Source organism: Nocardioides plantarum (genome assembly GCF_006346395.1).
GTDB classification, from domain to species: Bacteria; Actinomycetota; Actinomycetes; order Propionibacteriales; family Nocardioidaceae; genus Nocardioides; species Nocardioides plantarum.
Map to the genome: position 1 here is coordinate 90099 of NZ_VDMS01000001.1, position 19299 is coordinate 109397.

The following is a 19299-nucleotide window of genomic DNA, read 5'->3' on the forward strand; positions in this document are numbered from 1 at the left end:
GTCGGCCTCAAGAGCCGCTCGAGGCGACGGCGGCGCGCACCGCGGCGAGCGCCTCGTCGAGGCGCGAGGTGTCGGTGCCGCCGCCCTGCGCGACGTCGGCCTTGCCGCCACCCTTGCCGCCGACGAACGGGCCGACCGCGCGCACGAGGTCGTTGGCGCTGAGCCCCCTGGCCTGCGCGGACTCGTTGAGCGCCGCCACCACCGACACCTTGCCGTCGGCGGCGCCGATCACGACGACCGCCGCCGGCTGGTCGCCGGCGAGCCGGCCGCGCACGTCGAGGGCCAGGGTGCGTACGTCGCCCCCGCCGGCCCCGTCGACGCGGTGCGCCACGACCCGGACGCCGCCGACGTCGACCGCGGAGGCCGCGAGCTCGGCGCCGCCCGACAGCAGCTGCTGCAGGCGCGCCCTCTCGATCTCCTTCTCGGCCGACCGGAGCCGGTCGACGAGGTCGGCGACCCGCGGGACGAGGTCCTGCGGCTGGATCTTGAGCAGGCTGGTGAGCTGGCCGACGACGTCGCGCTCGCGCGCGAGGTAGTTGAAGCCCTCGACGCCGGTGAACGCCTCGATGCGGCGGTTGCCCGAGCCGACCGACGCCTCGCCGGTGACCACGAGGGTGCCGATCTGCGAGGCGTGGTCGACGTGGGTGCCGCCGCAGAGCTCGCGCGACCAGGGACCGCCGATCTCGACGACCCGGACCTTGGTGTTGTCGTAGGTCTCGCCGAACAGCGCGACCGCGCCCCAGTCCTTGGCCTGCTCGAGCGTCATGTACTGCCAGCCGACGGGCAGGTCGGCGCGCAGCGCCTCGTTGGAGACCCGCTCGATGTCCTTGACCTGCTCGGGGCTCAGCCCGGTGGTCCAGCCGAAGTCGAGGCGCAGGTAGCCGGGCCGGTTGTAGGACCCGGACTGCAGGGCGCTGGGCCCGAGCACCTGGCGCAGTGCGGCGTGGACGACGTGGGTGCCGGAGTGGGCCTGGCGCGCACCGGTGCGCCAGTCGGGGTCGACCTGCGCGTGCAGGAGCGCGGCGTCGGCGGGCAGCTCGCCGTCGACGACGCGCACCTGGTGCACGACCAGACCCTTGATCGGCCGCTGGACGTCGACGACCTCGAGGCGTCCGCCGTCGAACTCGATGATGCCGGCATCGGCCGCCTGGCCGCCGGACTCGGCGTAGAAGGGCGTGCGGTCGAGCACGATCTCGCCGACCTCGCCGTTGCCGAGGGATGTCACCGCGACGCCCTCGCGCAACAGCGCCAGCGGGCGCGACTCGGTCTCGAGCGTCTCGTAGGCCAGCCACTCGGTGGGTCCGTGCGCGTCGAGGACGGCCCGGTAGGCAGCAGTGTCGGCGTGCTGGCCGCGCTTGCTGCGTGCGTCGGCCTTGGCCCGCTCCCGCTGCTCGGCCATCAGGCTCCGGAACCCGTCCTCGTCGACCGACAGACCGGCCTCGGCGGCCATCTCCAGCGTCAGGTCGATCGGGAAGCCGAAGGTGTCGTGCAGCTGGAACGCCTCGGGCCCCGCGATCGCCGCGCCCCCGGACTGCTTCACGCGGCTGGCGGCCTGGTCGAACATCGTGGTGCCGGCCTGCAGCGTCTTGCGGAAGGTCTCCTCCTCGGCGTACGCGACCCGCGAGATGCGCTCCCAGTCGGTGTGCAGGTCGGTGTAGGTCTCGCCCATCTTGTCGCGGCTGATCGGGAGCAGCTCGGGCAGCGACGGCTCGTCGTAGCCCAGCAGGCGCATCGACCGGACCGCGCGGCGCAGCAGGCGGCGCAGCACGTAGCCGCGCGCCTCGTTGCCCGGGGTCACTCCGTCGCTGATGAGCATCATCGAGCTGCGCACGTGGTCGGCGACGACCCGGAACCGGACGTCGTCGACGGGGTCGGCGCCGTAGGCCCGGCCGGTGAGCTCCATGGCGCGCTCGATGACCGGGAACATCACGTCGATCTCGTACATGTTCTGCTTGCCCTGCAGCAGCAGCGCGATCCGCTCCAGGCCCATGCCCGTGTCGATGTTCTTCTTGGGCAGCGACCCCGCGATGTCGAAGTCCTCCTTGGAGCGCACCGCGCTGAGCTCGTCCTGCATGAAGACGAGGTTCCAGATCTCCAGCAGCCGGTCCTCCAGCGCGAACGGCATGTCGGGACCGAGCGACGCGGGGTCGAAGTCGGGGCCGAAGTCGGGGCCGCGGTCGTAGAGGATCTCCGAGCACGGACCACCGGGACCCGGCACGCCCATCGACCAGTAGTTCTCCTTGCGTCCGAGCTTGAGGATGCGGTGCTCGGGCAGGCCGGTCACCTTGGTCCACAGGGCCAGCGCCTCGTCGTCGCCGTCGAGGATGGAGGGGTAGAGCCTGGACTCCTCCAGGCCCCAGCCGCCGTCGGCCTGCGACTTCGTGACCAGGTCCCAGGCGAGCTCGATGGCCCGCTCCTTGAAGTAGTCGCCGAAGGAGAAGTTGCCGCACATCTCGAAGAACGTGCCGTGCCGCGTGGTCTTGCCGACGTCCTCGATGTCGGGGGTGCGGATGCACTTCTGCACGCTCGTCGCGGTGTCGTACGGCGGCGTCTCCTGGCCCAGGAAGTAGGGCTTGAACGGCACCATGCCCGCGTTGACGAACAGCAGGTTGGGGTCGTCGAGCAACAGCGAGGCCGAGGGGACGGGGGTGTGCCCGGCGGCCTGGAAGTGCGCCACGAACCTCCGTCGGATCTCCGCGGTGTCCATCAGCTGCTGCCTGCTTCCTTCTCGATGCTTCTCGGTGTGGGGGTGTCCAGCTCGCGGTGCTCATGGAGCGCCAGGCCCATCCGCTCGCGCAACTGGGATTCGGTGTCGGCCTTGCCCTGGGCGACCTCGTCGCGGAACATCCGCAGGCCCACCACGGCGGCGCCCACGCGGTCCTGCAGGCCGTCGACGGTGAGCACCTCGGCGGCGCGACGGGCGCGGACGGCGGCGTAGAGCCCGGCCCCGGCCCCCGCGGCGAACCACAGGGTCCGGCTCATGCCGCGTTCTCCACGGCACCACGCTGGCGTGCGTCGTACTCGCGCTTGGCCTGACGCAGGTCGGCCCGCCGCTGCTTGCGCGCCCGCTTGACCTCGCGCTTCATCTCGAACCGGATCCGGTGCCGCGCCTCGGGCGCGAGCGCGCGCCGCAGGCCGGCGGCCAGCGAGGCCGCCTGGACGACACCCTCGCGCAGCACCAGGTCGGCGAACAGCGGAGCCGGTACGACGGGGGCCGGCTCGTCGGACTCCCCCGGCCCGGTCTCGCGGCCGAGCATGGTGACGACGTACTCGGTCTCGTCGGCGCGGACCGCGGGTGCGGGCTCGGCGAGCCGCTGCTCGATCGCCTCGACCTGCAGGGCCAGCGCGGCCGCGTCGGCGCGCGCCCCCTCGAGCGCCGCGGTGTGGCGCGACCGGGTCCGCACCAGCGCGAGCACGAGCACGACGACGAGGACGGCCAGCACCGCAAGGGCCGCGAGCACGACCCAACCGGGCACGCTCCACTCGTCGGTCATGGAACAGAACCCTACCGACCCTTCGAGGCTCGCTCCGCTCGCACCTCAGGGACCGCCCTCCGAGGCCCGGACCGCGAGCCAGGGACCGCCCTCCGAGGCTCGGACCGCGAGCCAGGGACCGCCCTCCGAGGCTCGGACCGCCAGTCAGGGACTTCCCCGGATGATCCGCCGGACCCGCTCCCAGCGCTCCTTGATCGCGGACTCGGCCCCGATCTCCTTGGGGCGGTAGTAGGCCGCCTCGGCGATGACGTCGGGGGCGTACTGCTGCTCGGCGATGCCGTAGGGCTCGTCGTGGCTGTAGGTGTAGCTGGTGCCGTGACCCAGGTCCTTGGAGCCCGCGTAGTGCGCGTCGCGCAGGTGGGGCGGGACGGTCCCGACCTTGCCGGCGCGGACGTCGGCGCGCGAGGCCGCCAGGGCCAGCGTGACCGCGTTGGACTTGGGCGCCACCGCGAGCGCGATCACCGCGTGGGCGAGGTTGAAGGCTGCCTCGGGCATGCCGATCAGCTGGACGGCCTGGGCGGCGGCGACCGCGGTCTGCAGGGCGGTCGGGTCGGCCAGCCCGATGTCCTCCGAGGCCAGGATGACCAGGCGCCGGGCGATGAAGCGCGGGTCCTCCCCCGCCTCGATCATCCGGGCCAGGTAGTGCATCGCGGCGTCGGCGTCGGACCCGCGGATCGACTTGATGAAGGCGCTGGTGATGTCGTAGTGCTGGTCGCCCTGCCGGTCGTAGCGCACCGCGGCCCGGTCCACGGCGGTCTCGGCGGTCTCCAGGTCGATCTGCGCCGAGCCGCGGGCCGTCGCGGCGCCGGCCGCCGCCTCGAGGTAGGTCAGGGACCGCCGGGCGTCACCGCCGGCCAGGCGCACCAGGTGGTCGAGGGCCTCGTCGTCGATCTCGAAGGCCCCGCCCAGCCCCCGCTCGGCGTCGGCCAGGGCGGAGTGCATGACCGAGCGGACGTCGTCGTCGGTCAACGACTCCAGGCGCAGCAGCAGGCTGCGCGACAGCAGCGGCGAGATCACCGAGAAGAACGGGTTCTCGGTCGTGGCGGCGACCAGGGTCACCCACCGGTTCTCGACGCCGGGGAGCAGCGCGTCCTGCTGGGCCTTGCTGAAGCGGTGCACCTCGTCGACGAACAGCACCGTCTCGGCCCCGGTGCGGACCAGGGCGTTGCGGGCGGTGTCGATCGCGGCCCGCACGTCCTTGACCCCGGCGGACACCGCCGAGACCTCGACGAACCGGCGCCCGGTCTGGCGCGACAGGATCGAGGCGATCGTCGTCTTGCCGGTGCCGGGCGGACCCCAGAGCAGCAGCGACATCGACTGGTCGCCCTCGATCAGCTGGTGCAGCGGCGAGCCCGGGGCGCGCAACTGGGCCTGGCCGGCGAGCTCGTCGAGGGTGCGCGGACGCATCCGTACGGCGAGCGGCGCCGACGCGTGGCCGGCCGAGGAGAGCGACCCCCCGCCCCCTGCTGCCGGCGGCAGGTCCCGAGCGGGCAGGCTGCCGGTCGACCCGGCCCCCGGAGCGGGGTCCGGGAACAGGGCCTCAGGCTCGTCCAAACGTCCTCGTGTCCAGGTCGAACCACGTGTCGGCGTAGCCGGGGATGGTGGTGATCTCCTCCGACGGGGTCGAGCCCGGGTCGGGGCTGCCCTGGTGGTCGACGCCCAGCATCCGCGCGGTGATCGGCGTGTCCGGCGGCTGGTTGATCCGCCCCGGGAAGTGGCAGGCGACCTTCTGGCGCGGCCCGATCTGCAGCAGCGGCGGCTCGTGCTTGGCGCAGATCTCCTGCGCGATCGGGCAGCGGGTGCGGAACCGGCAGCCCGACGGCGGGTTGATCGGGCTGGGCACGTCGCCGGTCAGCCGGATCCGCTCGCGGCGCCCACCGGTGGCGGCCTGCTTGATGTCGGGCACCGCCGACAGCAGCGCCTGCGTGTAGGGGTGGTGGGCGTTGTCGTAGATGCTGTTGCGGTCGCCGATCTCGACGATCTTGCCGAGGTACATCACCGCCACCTCGGGGCAGAAGTGGCGTACGACGGCGAGGTCGTGGGCGATGAACAGGAACGCCACCCCGAAGTCGCGCTGGATGTCCTGCAGGAGGTTGATCACCTGCGCCTGGATCGACACGTCGAGCGCGGACACCGGCTCGTCGGCCACCATCAGCTTCGGCTGCAGGGCCAGGGCACGCGCGATGCCGATGCGCTGGCGCTGACCGCCGGAGAACTCGTTGGGGTAGCGGTTGTAGTGCTCGGGGTTGAGACCCACGACCTGGAGCAGCTCCTGCACCCGCCCGAGGACCTTGTTCTTGGGCACCACCTTGTGCACGCGCAGCGGGGTGCCGACGATCTGCCCGACGGTATGACGCGGGTTGAGCGAGCTGTAGGGGTCCTGGAAGATCATCTGCACCTCGCGGCGCAGCGGCTTCATCTCCTTCTCCGACAGCTGCGCGAGGTCGACGTCGCCGAAGCGCATCGAGCCGGTGGTCGGCTTGTAGAGCCGCGAGACGAGCCGACCGGTGGTCGACTTGCCGCAGCCGGACTCGCCGACCAGACCGAGCGAGCCGCCGGCCGGGACCTCGAAGGACAGGCCGTCGACGGCCTGGACGTCACCGATCTTGCGGCGGACCAGCCCGCCGGACATCACCGGGAAGTACATCCGCAGGTTGTCGACGGACAGCACCGGCTCGGCCGACGGGTCGAGCTGCGCGGCGGTGTGCGCGTTCTCGGCGACCGCAGTGAACGGGTCGTCCGGCACGCCCTTGTGCAGTCCTCCGGTGGACGGGGACTCGGTCATGACAGCTCCTCGGCGAGGGACGGCGCGATCTCCGGCAGCACCTCGGTGATGTAGATCGCCTCCGGGTCGGCCAGGTGGCAGCGCTTGAGGTGTGCGGGGTTCCTCGAGCCGGGCGACATCGGCGGCAGGGTCGTGGCGCACAGGTCGCCGGGCACCTTGTCCTTGTGGACACAGCGCGGCTCGAAGGCGCAGCCCTTCGGCGGGTTGAGCAGGCTCGGCGGGGTGCCGGGGATCGGGATCATCCGCGCGTCGGGGTCGGAGCTGATCTCGGGCACGCTCGACAGCAGGCCCCAGGTGTAGGGCATCTCGGGCCGGACCAGGATGTCCTTGGTCGAGCCCTGCTCGACCGCGCGGCCGCCGTACATCACCAGCACGTCGTCGGCGATCTCGGCGATCACGCCGAGGTCGTGGGTGATCAGCACGACGGCGGAGTTGTACTCGGCCTGCAGGTCCTGCAGCAGGTCGAGGATCTGGGCCTGGACGGTCACGTCGAGCGCGGTCGTCGGCTCGTCGGCGATCAGGAGCTTGGGGTTGTTGATCAGGCCCATCGCGATCATCACGCGCTGACGCATGCCGCCGGAGAACTGGTGCGGGAAGTTGTCCACGCGCCCGGCCGGCTCGGGGATACCGACCCGGTCGAGCATCTCGATGGCGCGCTTGCGCGTCTCGCGCCGGGTCGCGGAGGGGTGGTGGACCTTGTAGGCCTCCCCCAGCTGCGCGCCGACCCGGTAGAACGGGTGCAGCGCCGCGAGGGCGTCCTGGAAGATCATCGCCATGGCGTTGCCGCGCAGCTGACGCAGCTTGCCCTCGGAGATGCCGACGATCTCGGTGCCGCCGACCTTGATCGACCCGGTGATCTGGGCGGTCCGGGAGTCGTGCAGGCCGAGCACGGCCATGCTCGAGACCGACTTGCCCGAGCCCGACTCACCGACGATGCCGAGGGTCTTGCCGAGCTCGACGGAGTAGCTCAGGTCGCTGACGGCCTGGACCAGCCCGTCGGCGGTGGGGAACCGCACCGTGAGGTCACTGACCTGGAGGTAGGGCTCACCGAGCTCGCCCTTGGCGAGGTGGGGAGACGAGGAGGAGCTGGACAGGAGTTCGCTCATGACACGGTCACCCGGGGGTCGAGGAAGCTGTAGAGGATGTCGACGATCAGGTTGGCGAGCACCACGAGCGTGGCGCTCACCAGGACCGCGGCACTGATGACGCTGAAGTCGAGCGGGTTGCGCAGCGCCTGGATGCTCCAGTTGCCGATGCCGTCGATGCCGAAGATCCGCTCGGTGAACACGGTGCCGGCCAGCAGCGTGGCGAAGTCGAGCCCGAAGATCGTGATGACCGGGACGATCGCGGCACGCAGGCCGTGCTTGAACACGACGCGGTTGGATCGCAGGCCCTTGGCCGAGGCGGTGCGGATGTAGTCCTCGCTCAGCACGTCGACCATCTGTCCACGAGAGAAGCGCGCGTACTGGGTGGCGTTGGTGAGGCCGATGACCAGCCAGGGCAGCAGGAGTCCTGCCGCCGTCTTGGCCGGGTTGTCGGTGATCGGGAAGTAGCCCGTCTGCGGGAAGACCTGGGCCTGCTGGGTGAGGTAGATCCAGCTCAGCAGGGCGACCAGGTAGAACGGGATCGAGGAGATCACCAGGGTGCTGGCCATCATCCCGCGGTCGAGGGCGCTGCCTCGTCGTCTGGCCGCGACCGAGCCGAGGACCACGCCCAGCACGAGGTAGATGGCGGCCCCGCCGACCGCGAGCGTCAGCGTGGCGGGGTACTTGTCCTTGAGCTCGTCGGTGACCAGGGCGTTGCCGTTGCCGATCGAGATGCCGAGGCACGGCGCGGGGCAGGCGTACTTCTGGGGCGAGGCGCCGAGGCTGATCTCGCGGCCCTTGAAGATGCCGACCACGAAGTTCTTGTAGTTCTCGGTGAGCGGCTTGCGCAGGTCCATCCGCTCGGCGAACACCTCGCGGGCCTCCGAGGTGCAGCGGTCCTTGAGCGCGCGCTCGCAGGCCTGGTTGGCAGGAGCGTCGCCGAGCCCCTTGAAGAAGAGGACGAAGACGAAGATGGAGGTCAGCACCACCACGAGAAAGGCCGTCAGGAGGCGCCTGACGATGAATCCTGCCATGAGGAACGGGTCCGATCTGCGCGAGCGAAGGGACGGTGTGGGGCACGACCTCGCGGCCGTGCCCCACACCGGGGTGAACTGTCAGTCAGACATGCAGGTCGGCATCAGCCGACGTGGATGTCCTTCCAGGTCGGCATACCGAACACCGAGTCGTTCTCCATGCCCTGGATCTTGGATCCGTGGGCCATCACGACACCGCCGTACCAGCGGGTGATGATCGGGAAGTACTTCTCCGCGATCTCCTTGTCGAGGTCGTTCCACAGGCCGGGCTGGTCCTCGATCGGCTGGGTCTGGATGTCAGCGATCTTGGCGTCCACGTCGGGCTCGGAGAACGCGGCGTAGTTGGCCTGCAGCGACTTGCTGTTCTCGACGTCGGTCGAGCCGAGGAGCGGCGGGATCCAGCTGGCGCCGGAGGGCCAGTCGGAGCACCAGCCACCGGAGCGGATGTTGATGTCCTTGTCCGGGTTGGCGCGGTCGGCGGCGTTGTCGGCCAGGGTCGTGGAGACGGGGGTGGCCTTGAAGCCACCGGCCTCGAGGCCCTTGACGACGGCGTCCTTGACCTTGACACCGATCGGGTCGTCGCTGGTGAAGAGGAACTTCAGCTCGTAGCCCTCGGCGCCGGCCTCCTTGAGGAGCGCCTTCGACTTGGCGGCGTCGGTCGCGAAGTCGCCGTGGTCGAGCACGTTGTACTCGGTGCGGCCGGGCAGGCCCGGGGGCATCAGGTTGGTGGCCGGGATGGCCGTGACGCCCGGGATGTCACCGCTGGCGAGGATGACGTCCTTGTAGGGGTAGGCCCAGGCGTAGGCCTGGCGGATCAGCTTGTCGGTGATCTTGCGGTTGTCGGGGGCCGTGTAGTTGGTGCACGGCTGACCACCGGCGACGATCCGGTCGGGGTCGTCCTGGCTCATCTTGTTGTAGTCCGACGACAGCAGGTTGTCGTAGGTGAGGGTCGTCTGACCGTCACCGGAGTCGCCGAGCAGGATCTGGTCGACCTTGGCCGACTCGACCTGCGAGGAGAAGTTGTAGCCGTCGGGGTACTGGGTGCGAGCCGGGTCCGTGGTGGCGTCCCACTGGTCGTTGCGCTCGAGCACGAGGCTCTTGGCGACCGTGTAGGACTTGATCTTGTAGGGACCGTTGGACAGCGGGCGGGTGGCGTACTTGGCGGGCTCGGAGTCCGCGCCCTCCTTGACCGCACCCATGGCCGGGAACGCGCCCCAGTAGGGCATGTCGGGGAAGGGCTTGCTCATCTTGAAGGTGAGGGTGCTCCCGTCGACGGTGACGCCGTCGAACTCGCCCTTGGGGTCGGTGTAGGGGCCCTTGTACTTGTCGCCACCGAGGAAGTAGTCGTTGGAGTAGGTCGCGCCGGTCGGGAACGCGTCGCGGTCCATCGAGCGCTTGACGCCGAAGAGGACCTCGTCGGCGGTGACGGGGGTGCCGTCCTCCCACTTGACGCCGTCACGGATGGTGAACTTCCACTCCGTGAAGTCGTCGTTGGGGGTGCCCAGGTCGGTGGCCAGGTCGGGGACCAGGATCATCTGCTTGGACTCGGCGTCGTACTTGTACTGGGTGAGCGACCGGGTGATGAGTCCCCTGAGGATCGACGACGTGTCGATGTAGTAGGCCTCGGAGGGGTCGATCGTCGTGGTGAACCCGACGTTGGTCGGGACGTTGACGATCCCACCCTCGGTGGCGCCGTCGATGGTGACCGGACCCTTGGCCTCGGGGTCGGTGCCGTCACCGGTGTTGGCGAGGTTGTCGTTCTGGGACGATTCGCCGTTGCCGGGGTTGTCGTTCTTGTCGTCGCCACTGCCACCGCAGGCGGCGAGGGCCGCCATCGAGACAGCGGTGATGGCGATCAGCGGAGCTTTCAGCCGCATGGGTCACCCTTTCCTTTGTTGGGGGGTACATCTCCCGGAGAACGGGTCACCGGCGAGTCTTGGGGTCGAACGCATCCCGGATGGCGTCACCCAGGAGATTGAGGGCCAGCACCAGGATGGTGATGGTGACGACGGGCGCCCACAGGTAGAGCGGGTAGACCTCGAAGTAGTTCTGCGCGTCGAAGATGGTCTGTCCCAGCGAGGGCTGACCGGTCAGGCCGATACCGAGGTAGGACAGGCCCGCCTCGGCGGTCACGAAGGCCGGCAGCGACAGCGAGATCGACACGATGATCGGGGCCACCATGTTGGGCAGCAGCTCCTTGAACAGGATCTGTCGCGTCGGCACGCCGATCACCTGCGCGGCCTGGATGAACTCGCGCTCGCGCAGGGAGAGCACCTGACCGCGGATCAGCCGGGCCAGGCCCATCCAGCCGAAGAACACCAGGATCACGATCAGCGCGATCAGCTGGGCGCGGCCCAGGCCGTCGATGTCCTCGTCGTTGAATCGCGCCCGCAGGATCGGGGCCATCGCCATCGCGCCGAGGATGAAGGGGAACGACAGGAACAGGTCGGTGGTGAACATCAGCAACCGGTCGAGCCAGCCGCGGGAGAACCCCGCCACGAGGCCGATGACGACGCCGACGATCGTGCTGATCACCGTGGCCAGGGTCGCGATGAGCAGCGAGGTGCGCAGCCCGAGCAGGAGCCGCGCCAGGTTGTCGAGCCCCTGACCGGGCGACAGACCCAGGGGGTGGTCGGCGGTGAAGCCGTTGACCGGCGGGCCGACGTTGGGCAGGCCGTTGTTGGGTCCGCCGAAGTAGAGGACGTCGGTCGGCGAGTAGGGCAGCGAGCTGGCCTCGCCGTAGATGTTGAGCATCTTGTTGATCAGCGGGGCGAACGCCGCGGCGATGACCAGCAGGATGACGACGATCGTGCAGACGACGGCGACCTTGTCCTTGCGGAGCCGGTCGAACGCGATCCGGGTCGGAGACTTGCCGGCGACCTTCTTCTCGCCGGGCGGGGGCTCCACGACCGCGGTGGGATCGTCGCCCTCGTGAGCGCCGAGCTCAGCCTCCGTTACCGACACAGTCACCTCTCAGGCATCACGCTTCGTCGTCGTGCAGGTCACTGCTGGGGTCCAGGACCGAGACCGGACTTTACGTGACGCGACTCGTCACGGCGGTCCACGAGCGGTAACGATCTGGTCTCGACTACACCGGAGGACGTCTTGCCGTTCAGGCCTGCTGAGGGACGTCCTTCGCCGGGGCGCCGTCGACGCCCGCCTCCTTGCGCTGCTGCGGTGTGATCGGGGCCGGCGCGGCCGTGAGCGGGTCGTATCCCCCACCGGACTTGGGGAACGCGATCACGTCGCGGATCGAGTCGGTGCCGGCGAGCAGGGCACAGATGCGGTCCATGCCGACCGCGATGCCGCCGTGCGGCGGCGCGCCGTAGGCGAAGGCGTCCAGGAGGAAACCGAACTTCTCCTGCGCCTCGGCCTCGTCGAGACCCATGACCGCGAACACGCGCTTCTGGATGTCGCCGCGGTGGATCCGGATCGAGCCGCCGCCGAGCTCGTTGCCGTTGCACACGATGTCGTAGGCGTAGGCGAGCGCCGGGCCGGGGTCGGTGTCGAAGGTGTCGAGGAACTCCGCCTTGGGGCTGGTGAAGGCGTGGTGCACCGCGGTCCAGGCGCCGGCGCCGACGGCGACGTCACCGCTGGCGACCGCGTCCGAGCTCGGCTCGAACAGCGGCGCGTCGACGACCCAGGTGAAGGCGAAGACGGAGTCGTCGAGCAGGTCGGCGCGACGGCCGATCTCGAGCCGGGCAGCGCCCAGCAGGGAACGGCTGGGCTTGGGGGCACCGGCGGCGAAGAACACGCAGTCGCCCGGTGCGGCACCGACGTGGGCGGCCAGGCCGGCCTTCTCGTCGTCGCTGAGGTTCTTGGCCACGGGACCGCCGAGCTCGCCGTCCTCCTGAACCAGCACGTAGGCCAGGCCCCGGGCGCCGCGCTGCTTGGCCCAGTCCTGCCAGGCGTCGAGCTTCTTGCGGGGCTGGCTGGCACCTCCCGGCATCACCACGGCGCCCACGTAGGGCGCCTGGAAGACCCGGAACGGGGTGTCCTTGAAGTAGTCGGTGCAGTCGACCAGCTCCAGGCCCATCCGCAGGTCGGGCTTGTCGGAGCCGAACCGCGCCATCGCGTCGGCGTAGGTCATCCGCGGGATCGGCCGGGGGATCTCGTGGCCCACGAGCGCCCACATGGCGGCCAGGACCTCCTCCATCAGCTCGATCACGTCGTCCTGCTCGACGAAGCTCATCTCGATGTCGAGCTGGGTGAACTCCGGCTGCCGGTCGGCGCGGAAGTCCTCGTCGCGATAGCAGCGCGCGATCTGGTAGTAGCGCTCGAGGCCGCCGACCATCAGCAGCTGCTTGAAGAGCTGGGGGCTCTGCGGCAGGGCGTACCAGCTGCCTGGGGCCAGCCGGGCGGGCACCAGAAAGTCGCGGGCCCCCTCGGGCGTGCTGCGGGTCAGGGTGGGCGTCTCGACCTCGACGAACGCGCGCTGGTCCAGCACGTCGCGCGCGGCCTTGTTGACCTTGCTGCGCAGGCGGATCGCGGCGTTGGGACCGCTGCGACGCAGGTCGAGGTAGCGGTGCTTGAGCCGCGCCTCCTCCCCCACGTCGACGTGGTCGCTGATGGGGAACGGCAGCGGCGCCGAGGCGCTGAGCACCTCGACGTCGGTGGCGACGACCTCGATGCCACCGGTGGCCAGGTTGGGGTTCTCGTTGCCCTGCTTGCGCGCGATCACCTCGCCGGTGACCTTGAGGCAGAACTCGGCGCGCAGCTGGTGGGCGACGGCCTCGTCGCGGATGACGACCTGGACGACGCCGCTGGCCTCGCGCAGGTCGATGAAGGCGACGCCGCCGTGGTCGCGACGGGTCGCCACCCAGCCGGCGAGGGTGACGGTCTGGCCGACGTGCTCGGCGCGCAGGGCGCCGGCGTCGTGGGTGCGGATCACTGTGGTTGCTCCTTGATGAGGACCTGCGGTCGCAGGTCCGCTGCGGGTGGGGTCCAGGTGTCCGGGTCGGCGTCGTGCTGCTCGCCGGAGCGGATGTCCTTGACCTGGTGGGTGGTCGTGCCCTCGTCGTCGTGCTCGAACCAGACGTACGGGATGCCGCGGCGCTCGGCGTACCGGATCTGCTTGCCGAACTTGGCTGCGGTGGCGGCCACCTCGCACGGCACGCCCCGGGCGCGCAGCGAGGCGGCCACGAGATCGCTGCGCCCACGCGACTCCTCGTCGGTGACCGCGACCAGCACGGCGCTGGGGACCTTGCGGTCGGCCACCAGGTCGCCACGGTTGAGCAGCGGCACCAGGACCCGGCTGACGCCCAGGGAGATGCCGACGCCGGGGTAGGTGGTGCGGCCGTCGGTCGCCAGGGCGTCGTAGCGCCCGCCGGAGCAGATCGAGCCGAGGGCCTCGTGCCCGCGCATCCGGGTCTCGAAGACGGTGCCGGTGTAGTAGTCGAGGCCGCGGGCGATCTTGAGGTCGGCGACCACGTCGACGGTGGGGCCGACCAGCGACGCGCACCCGTCGACGACGGCGGCCAGCTCGACCAGGCCCTCGTCGAGCAGCGGGTGCTCCACGCCGAGGGCACGCACGCGCTCGACGAAGGAGCTGTCGGGGGTGCAGATCTCGGCGATGGCCAGGCAGCGGTGGGCCAGCTCGGTGTCGAGGCCGGCCTCGACGAGCATCGCGGCGACCGCCTCGACCGGCTGCTTGTCGAGCCGGTCGACGGCCGTCATGGCCAGGGTCGTCGTCGCGTCGTCGAGGCCCAGGCCGCGGAAGTAGCCCTCGAGCACCTTGCGGTTGTTGACCTGCAGCCGGAAGCCGGGCAGGAACTCGATGCGGCGCAGCGCGTCGAGCATCACCCGCGCGACCTCGACGTCGTGGTGGACCGGCAGCACGTCGCGCCCGACGACGTCGATGTCGGCCTGGGTGAACTCGCGGTAGCGGCCGTCCTGGGGCCGCTCGCCGCGCCATACCTTCTGGATCTGGAAGCGGCGGAACGGGAAGTCGAGCTTGCCGGCGTTCTCGACCACGTAGCGCGCGAAGGGCACGGTGAGGTCGAAGTGGAGGCCCAGGCCGGCGTCCTTGCCGGACTCCTGCTCCTGCAGACGACGCAGCACGTAGACCTCCTTGGAGGTCTCGCCCTTGGTCAGCAGCTGCTCGAGCGGCTCGACGGCGCGGGTCTCGATGCCGGCGAAGCCGTGCAGCTCGAAGGTGCTGCGCAGGAGGTCGACGACGTCCTGCTCGACGACGCGCTGCTCGGGCAACAGCTCGGGGAACCCGCTCAGCGGGGTGATCTTGGTGCTCATCACAGGTCCTGGAGGAAGGGGTTGGTGGCGCGCTCACGACCGATGGACGTCTGCTCGCCGTGACCGGGCAGCACCACGATGTCGTCGGCGAGCGGCAGCACCTTGTCGCGCAGCGAGCGCAGCATGGAGGGGTGGTCGCCCCCGGGCAGGTCGGTGCGCCCGATCGAGCCCGCGAAGAGCAGGTCACCGGAGAACAGCACCTCGGACACGTCGGCGTGACCCTGCTCGACGCCGTAGGGCGTGCGGAAGGTGACCGAGCCCTCCGTGTGGCCGGGGGTGTGGTCGACGACGAAGCTCAGCCCGGCGAGCTCGAGCGACTGCAGGTCGGTGAGCTCGCGGACGTCGTCGGGCTCGGCGAACTCGTAGCTGCCGCCGAGCATCATCGCGGTCGTCTCGGGCGACATGCCCTGCATCGGGTCGGCCAGCAGGTGCCGGTCCTTGGGGTGGATCCAGGCGGTGGCGTCGTAGGTGCCGGCGACGGGCGCGACGCTCCACATGTGGTCGACGTGACCGTGGGTGACCAGCACCGCGACGGGCTTGAGCCGGTGCTCGCGCACGACCCGGTCGACGTCGGGGCCGGCGTCCTTGCCGGGGTCGATGACCACGCACTCGGCGCCGGGTCCGGTGGCCGCCACGTAGCAGTTGGTGCCCCACGGTCCTGCGGGGAAGGCGGCGATCAGCACCGGCTCAGGGTAGCGAGGCCGGCGTGCTCGGGGCTCCCCGGTATTGGCCTCGCAGGTGAGCCGCAGGTCGGCCGGTACCGCCGAGGCTGGTAGCGGCGCTCGCCACACCGACGTCTTCCCTTAGGGTGGGGCAGCGCCACGACCGACGAAGAGGGAACGCAGTGACGAGCAGCGAATGGGGTCGCGTCGATGACGACGGCACCGTGTATGTCAGGACCACCGACGGCGAGCGGTCGGTCGGGTCCTACCCGGCCGGGACGCCCGAGGAGGCCCTGGCCTTCTTCACCGAGCGTTTCGACGCGCTCTCCTTCGAGGTGCAGCTCCTCGAGCAGCGGGTCAACTCGGCCAAGCTGACTCCCGAGGAGGCGGCCGAGTCGATCAAGACCGTGCGCGCCCAGGTCACCGACGCCAACGCGGTCGGCGACCTCGCCTCGCTCAGCGGTCGGCTCGACGCCCTGGCCCCCGTGCTCGCCGTACAGCGGGAGGCACGTCGCGCCGAGAAGGCCGAGAAGGCTGCGGAGTCCAAGGCCGCCAAGGAGTCGATCGTCGAGGAGGCCGAGAAGATCGGCGCCGGCACCGACTGGCGCAACGGCGCCAACCGGCTGCGCGACCTGCTCGACCAGTGGAAGGTGCTCCCCCGCATCGACCGCGCCTCCGACGACGCGCTGTGGAAGCGCTTCTCCAGCGCCCGCACGGCCTACACCAAGGCCCGCAAGATCCACTTCGCCGAGCAGGACGAGAAGCGCGAGGGCGCTCGCGTCGTCAAGGAGCGGCTCTGCAAGGAGGCCGAGGCGCTGGCGACCTCGACCGAGTGGGGCCCCACCGCCGGGCGCTACCGCGACCTGATGCGCGACTGGAAGGCCGCCGGCCCCGCCCCCAAGGACGTCGACGACGTCCTCTGGGCCAGGTTCCGGGGAGCCCAGGACGCCTTCTTCGGTGCCCGCGACGCCGCCAACGCAGCGCTCGACGCCGAGTTCGCCGCCAACGCCGAGGTCAAGGACGCGCTGATCGTCGAGATCGAGGCGCTGCTGCCGATCGGCAACCTCGAGGCCACCAAGAAGAAGTTCCGCGACCTCGCCGACCAGTGGGAGGCCGCCGGCAAGGTCCCCCGCGACCGCATCAAGGACCTCGAGGCCCGGATGCGGACGGTCGAGACGGCCCTGCGCAACGCCGAGGACGACCAGTGGAAGCGCTCGGACCCCGAGAAGTCCGCCCGCGCCAACGACATGGTCACCAAGCTCGAGGACGCCATCGCCAAGGTCGAGGCCGACCTCGAGAAGGCCCGCACGGCCGGCAACGACAAGAAGGTCAAGGAGCTCGAGGACAACCTCGAGTCCCGCCGGTCCTTCCTCGACATGGCCCGTCGCGCGTCGGCTGACTTTTCTGGTTAGAGGCCGTCACTGGCGGTCGTCGAGCCGGGCGAGCGCCAGCGAGCCCGAGTCGAGACGCTCGCGACCGATCTCGACGCTCGACCAGGGGTCGGGTCACGAGACCGGCTGCGGTGATTTCGACGCGCTTCGCGGCTTCGTTCCTCAGCCGCTGCGCTTGCTCGATCTGCGCCCGCCACGCGAGCGCGCTCGTTCCTCGCGCCCTCGCTGCGGACTTAGGCCGTGACGCGGTAGGCGTCGAAGACGCCCGGCACGCTGCGCACGGCCTTGAGGACCGTGTCGAGGTGCTTGGCCTCGGCCATCTCGAAGGTGAAGCGCGACTTGGCGACCCGGTCGCGGGTGGTCGACAGGTTGGCCGACAGGATGTTGACGTGGGCGTCGGACAGCACCATGGTGATGTCGGAGAGCAGCCGGGCCCGGTCGAGGGCCTCGACCTGGATGTTGACCAGGAACATCGACTGCGCGGTCGGTGCCCACTCGACGTCGAGCACCTTCTCGGGTTGGCGCAACAGCTCACCGGCGTTGGTGCAGTCGCGGCGGTGCACCGAGACGCCGCCGCCCTTGGTCACGAAGCCGAGGATGTCGTCGGGCGGCACCGGGGTGCAGCACTTGGCGAGCTTGACCCACACGTCGGGTGAGCCCTTGACGATGACCCCGGAGTCGGCACCGCCGCCGATGCGCGAGCGACCGCGCCGCCCGGTGATGGTGACGGCCTCGGCGAGGTCCTCCTGGACGCCTGCGTCGCCACCGAGCAGGTCGATCACCCGGCGTACGACGGCCTGGGCGCTCAGGTTGCCCTCGCCGACCGCGGCGTAGAGGGCGGTGACGTCGCCGAGCTTGAAGTGGGCGGCGACCTGGGTGAGCGTGTCGTGGGTGAGGAGCCGCTTGATGGGCAGCCCCTCCTTGCGCATGAGCTTGGCGATCTGGTCCTTGCCCTGGTCGACGGCCTCCTCGCGGCGCTCCTTGGTGAACCAGTGCCGGATCTTGGAACGGGCCCTCGGGGACCGCACGAAGGTCAGCCAGTCGCGCGAGGGACCGGCGTTGACCGACTTGGAGGTGAAGACCTCGACCACGTCGCCGTTGTCGAGGGTCGACTCGAGAGGCACCAGGCGACCGTTGACGCGCGCACCGATGGTGTGGTGACCGACCTCGGTGTGCACCGCGTAGGCGAAGTCGACGGGGGTGGCGCCCGACGGCAGCGCGATCACGTCGCCGCGGGGTGTGAAGACGTAGGTCTCGGACCGGTTGATCTCGAAGCGCAGGGACTCGAGGAACTCGCCCGGGTCCTCGACCTCGGACTGCCAGTCGAGGAGCTGGCGCACCCACGACATGTCGTCGGTGTCGCCCCGGGCGTCGGTGTCGCGGCCCTCGCGCCCGTCCTCCTTGTACTTCCAGTGGGCGGCGACGCCGTACTCGGCGCGGCGGTGCATGCCGAAGGTACGGATCTGCATCTCGACCGGCTTGCCCTGCGGGCCGATGACCGTCGTGTGGAGCGACTGGTACATGTTGAACTTCGGCATCGCGACGTAGTCCTTGAACCGGCCGAGCACGGGGTTCCAGCGTGAGTGGAGCACGCCGAGGACGGAGTAGCAGTCGCGGTCCTCGTCGACCAGGATGCGGATGCCGACGAGGTCGTAGATGTCGGAGAACTCGCGGCCGCCGACGATCATCTTCTGGTAGATCGAGTAGTAGTGCTTGGGCCGCCCGGTGACGGTGGCCTTGACCTTGGCCTCGCGCAGGTCCTTCTCGACCTGGGTGATGACCTCGGCCAGGAAGCTGTCGCGCGACGGCGCCCGCTCGGCGACCAGGCGCACGATCTCGTCGTAGATCTTGGGGTGCAGCGTCGCGAACGCGAGGTCCTCGAGCTCCCACTTGATGGTGTTCATGCCGAGCCGGTGGGCCAGCGGGGCGTAGATGTCGAGGGTCTCGCGGGCGGTGCGCTCCTGGCTCTTGAGCGGCACGTAGCGCAGGGTGCGCATGTTGTGGAGCCGGTCGGCCAGCTTGATGACGAGCACCCGGATGTCGCGCGACATCGCGACGATCATCTTGCGGATGGTCTCGGCCTGCGCCGAGTCGCCGTATTGGACCTTGTCGAGCTTGGTCACGCCGTCGACCATCGCCGCGACCTCGTCGCCGAAGTCGTCGCGACACTGCTGCAGCGTGTAGGGCGTGTCCTCCACCGTGTCGTGGAGCAGGGCGGCGACCAGGGTCGCCTCGGTCATGCCGATGCCGGCCAGGATGGTGGTGACGGCGAGCGGGTGGGTGATGTAGGGGTCACCGCTCTTGCGCATCTGGCTGCCGTGCATCTTCTCGGCCGTGACGTAGGCCCGCTCGAGCAGCGCCAGGTCGGCCTTGGGGTGGTTGGCGCGCACCGCACGGAACAGCGGCTCGAGCACCGGGTTGAGCCCGGGGCTGCGGGTGCCGATGCGGGCCAGCTTGGCGCGCATGCCGCGCCCGGGACCCGATGGACCGGCCTCGGTGGGCGGCAGGTCGGCCGGCGTGTCGTGCCGCGACGGGGTGGTCCGTGGCGTGGGCGGCGTACGGCGTCCGCTGCTGGGGGCCGTGCGCTCCTCCGTCATCT

At 70.3% G+C, this 19299-nt stretch carries 14 protein-coding genes; 1 reads left to right on the forward strand and 13 read right to left on the reverse strand.

Annotated elements, in window-relative coordinates:
• Positions 1-7: 7 nt before the first annotated feature.
• The 12 genes from alaS to FJQ56_RS00510 all read right to left on the reverse strand — a co-directional run bounded on the left by alaS (position 8) and on the right by FJQ56_RS00510 (position 15330).
• Positions 8-2707, reverse strand: a complete 2700-nt coding sequence (gene alaS, locus FJQ56_RS00455) for an alanine--tRNA ligase (RefSeq protein WP_140007259.1) — start codon at positions 2705-2707, stop codon at positions 8-10.
• Positions 2707-2982 carry a DUF6167 family protein gene (locus FJQ56_RS00460; RefSeq protein ID WP_170215212.1) on the reverse strand — a complete coding sequence of 92 codons (276 nt, stop codon included), beginning with the start codon at positions 2980-2982 and terminating at the stop codon, positions 2707-2709. Before FJQ56_RS00460 ends, alaS begins: the two co-directional genes overlap by 1 nt.
• Positions 2979-3494, reverse strand: a complete 516-nt coding sequence (locus tag FJQ56_RS00465; RefSeq protein WP_140007261.1) for a hypothetical protein — start codon at positions 3492-3494, stop codon at positions 2979-2981. The genes FJQ56_RS00460 and FJQ56_RS00465 overlap by 4 nt, the downstream gene beginning before the upstream one ends.
• Before the next feature lie 144 nt (positions 3495-3638).
• Positions 3639-4988, reverse strand: coding sequence for a replication-associated recombination protein A (locus FJQ56_RS00470; protein WP_246084095.1), 1350 nt, complete (start codon positions 4986-4988; stop codon positions 3639-3641).
• Between the two features lie 46 nt (positions 4989-5034).
• Positions 5035-6279: an ABC transporter ATP-binding protein gene (locus FJQ56_RS00475; RefSeq protein ID WP_140007262.1), complete on the reverse strand. Its 1245-nt coding sequence runs from the start codon at positions 6277-6279 to the stop codon at positions 5035-5037.
• Positions 6276-7385: an ABC transporter ATP-binding protein gene (locus FJQ56_RS00480; RefSeq protein WP_140007263.1), complete on the reverse strand. Its 1110-nt coding sequence runs from the start codon at positions 7383-7385 to the stop codon at positions 6276-6278. The genes FJQ56_RS00475 and FJQ56_RS00480 overlap by 4 nt, the downstream gene beginning before the upstream one ends.
• Positions 7382-8398 (reverse strand): ABC transporter permease, encoded by a 1017-nt coding sequence (locus tag FJQ56_RS00485; protein WP_140007264.1) that lies wholly within the window; start codon positions 8396-8398, stop codon positions 7382-7384. Before FJQ56_RS00485 ends, FJQ56_RS00480 begins: the two co-directional genes overlap by 4 nt.
• Positions 8399-8502: 104 nt before the next feature.
• Entirely contained in the window at positions 8503-10275 is a 1773-nt protein-coding gene (locus FJQ56_RS00490; RefSeq protein WP_140007265.1) for an ABC transporter substrate-binding protein, read from the reverse strand.
• A 46-nt stretch (positions 10276-10321) separates the two neighbouring features.
• Positions 10322-11305, reverse strand: coding sequence for an ABC transporter permease (locus FJQ56_RS00495; RefSeq protein WP_211350711.1), 984 nt, complete (start codon positions 11303-11305; stop codon positions 10322-10324).
• 205 nt (positions 11306-11510) lie between these two features.
• Positions 11511-13289 carry an aspartate--tRNA ligase gene (gene aspS / locus FJQ56_RS00500; RefSeq protein ID WP_140007266.1) on the reverse strand — a complete coding sequence of 593 codons (1779 nt, stop codon included), beginning with the start codon at positions 13287-13289 and terminating at the stop codon, positions 11511-11513.
• Positions 13286-14647, reverse strand: a complete 1362-nt coding sequence (gene hisS, locus FJQ56_RS00505) for a histidine--tRNA ligase (RefSeq protein ID WP_140007267.1) — start codon at positions 14645-14647, stop codon at positions 13286-13288. The genes aspS and hisS overlap by 4 nt, the downstream gene beginning before the upstream one ends.
• Complete coding sequence (locus FJQ56_RS00510; RefSeq protein WP_140007268.1) at positions 14647-15330, reverse strand: MBL fold metallo-hydrolase; 684 nt, start codon at positions 15328-15330, stop codon at positions 14647-14649. Before FJQ56_RS00510 ends, hisS begins: the two co-directional genes overlap by 1 nt.
• 203 nt (positions 15331-15533) lie before the next feature.
• Between FJQ56_RS00510 and FJQ56_RS00515 the strand changes: the two genes are divergently transcribed.
• Positions 15534-16721: a DUF349 domain-containing protein gene (locus FJQ56_RS00515; RefSeq protein WP_246083923.1), complete on the forward strand. Its 1188-nt coding sequence runs from the start codon at positions 15534-15536 to the stop codon at positions 16719-16721.
• A 212-nt stretch (positions 16722-16933) separates the two neighbouring features.
• On the opposite strand, the gene FJQ56_RS00520 is transcribed toward FJQ56_RS00515, so the two are convergent.
• On the reverse strand, positions 16934-19165 hold the full coding sequence (locus FJQ56_RS00520; protein WP_140009625.1) for a RelA/SpoT family protein: 2232 nt from the start codon (positions 19163-19165) through the stop codon (positions 16934-16936).
• Positions 19166-19299: the final 134 nt, after the last annotated feature.